This window comes from Sulfitobacter sp. HI0129 (assembly GCF_001635395.1).
Classification (GTDB): domain Bacteria; phylum Pseudomonadota; class Alphaproteobacteria; order Rhodobacterales; family Rhodobacteraceae; genus Sulfitobacter.
Map to the genome: position 1 here is coordinate 1 of NZ_LWGH01000507.1, position 1,887 is coordinate 1,887.

General features: G+C 65.2%; 3 protein-coding genes. 1 reads left to right on the top strand and 2 read right to left on the bottom strand.

Features of this window, described 5'->3' with window-relative positions; all coding sequences use genetic code 11:
* Window positions 1-610 (top strand): chloride channel protein (locus A3764_RS13830; RefSeq protein ID WP_201722434.1); only part of this gene is annotated, 610 nt, incomplete at its 5' end.
* A 19-nt stretch (window positions 611-629) separates the two neighbouring features.
* Here the strand turns inward: A3764_RS13830 and A3764_RS13835 are convergent.
* Both A3764_RS13835 and A3764_RS13840 read right to left on the bottom strand, forming a co-directional pair.
* Complete coding sequence (locus A3764_RS13835) at window positions 630-974, bottom strand: DUF427 domain-containing protein (RefSeq protein WP_067919324.1); 345 nt, start codon at window positions 972-974, stop codon at window positions 630-632.
* A gap of 25 nt (window positions 975-999) precedes the next feature.
* Window positions 1,000-1,887: M24B family metallopeptidase (locus A3764_RS13840; protein ID WP_150122183.1), on the bottom strand; the 888-nt coding region annotated here is incomplete at its 5' end.

The following is a 1,887-nucleotide window of genomic DNA, read 5'->3' on the forward strand; positions in this document are numbered from 1 at the left end:
CTTTTCGCCCTCGCTGATGATCGGGGCGCTGACTGGGCTGGCCTTCGGCCTCGTCGCGACCGCGCTTTTCCCGGAGGTTTCCGGCTCCTCCTCGCTCTATGCGCTGGCGGGGATGGGGGCGGTGGCCGCTGCCGTGCTGGGGGCCCCCATTTCTACCACGCTCATCGTGTTCGAACTGACGGGCGACTGGCAGACGGGGCTTGCGGTGATGGTCGCGGTGAGCCTGTCGACAGCCCTGTCATCCCGGCTTGTGCACCGCAGCTTCTTCCTGACGCAGATGGAACGGCGCGGCGTGCATCTGGCCGCTGGGCCGCAGGCCTATCTTTTGTCGATGTTCATGGTCGCGCGCGTCATGCGCCGGCCTGATGACGAACGCTGCGCCGACCCGGACGAATGCTGGAGCCTTATCGACGAAGGCACCTATATCGACGGCTCCGCCACGTTGGAGGCCGCCATGTCGATCTTCGAGCAATCCGGCGCAAGGTTCATCCCGGTGGTCGCCCTGCAGGCCGACCAGCCCCCAGAACTGCTGGGTGCGCTCTTTCACGTCGATGCGCTGAAGGCCTACAATCGCGCACTTGCCGCGACGGCGGCGGAGGAACATTCCTGAGCCCCCGCCAGCGGCGCTTTCAGATGCGTTCGATGGTGATTTCATCCATGGGATAAAAGGCGAGATAGCCCGCGATGGCGGAGACCGCTTCCTTGGGGTTCTCGTAGGACCAGACCGCATCCTTCAGCGTCCGGCTTTTCGTCACAACGGAGAAATACCGCGCGTCACCCTTGTGCGGGCAATGGCTGTGGGTGTCGCTGTCATCAAGGAACGCCATGGCGATATCATCGCGCGGAAAATAGATCACGGGGGGATAATCCCCCTCCCGCAGTTCGAGCGCCTCGGTGCTTTCCCCGAGGATCGCGCCCCCGGCCCGGATGGACCATGTGCCCTCCGCCCTGCGGATATCTATGTGATCTGCCATGTCGTTCCTCCCCAATCTCAACTCGTCACGCGGCGCCGATGGGCGCGGTCGCGGTATCCAACCACAGTTTTGCACCATGTGATAGCCGCGGCCCGATTTTTTCAGCGACTTCGGCATGATAGGCGTTGAGCCAAGCAAGGGCCGCAGGGTCGAGCATCTCCGGGAGGATCAGCCCGCGGTCGATGGGCGCGAAACTGAGCGTGCGCCAGTTCAGCATCTTCCGATGCGCGTCGCCGTCGGGCAGGCTGGGCGCGGGTTCGACCACCAGCAGGTTCTCGATCCGGATGCCGAAGGCGCCTTCGCGGTAATACCCCGGCTCGTTGCTCAGGATCATCCCCGGCTCGAGTGGGATCTTGCTCAGCTTGCTGAGCCTCTGGGGGCCTTCGTGAACGCTGAGGTAGGCACCGACCCCATGCCCCAGCCCATGGTCGAAATCCTGCCCCGCAAGCCAGAGCGGCATGCGGCCCACCGCTTCGATATGCTGCCCCGCCAGCCCCGCGGGCCAGCGCAGGCGGCTCATGGCGATCATCCCGGCCAGAACGCGGGTAAAGGCGCGGCAGGCCTCCGCGGGCGGCTCACCGATGGCGACGGTGCGGGTGATGTCGGTGGTGCCGTCCAGATACTGCCCGCCCGAATCGAGCACCAGCAGATGGCCCGCCTGCAGGGTCGCATCCGTCTCTTCGGTCACGCGGTAATGCATGATCGCGCCGTTGGGGCCGGTTCCCGCAATCGTCTCAAAGGAAATGTCCCGCAGCGCCGGATCCTGCCGCCGAAAGCCTTCCAGCTTTTCGACGACCTGCGTTTCCGTCACGCTACCGGGGCGCTGCCCGTCAAGCCAGGCGAGCGTTTCCACCACGGCGGCCCCGTCGCGCAGATGCGCTTGGACTGACCCCTCGATCTCCGCCGCGTTCTT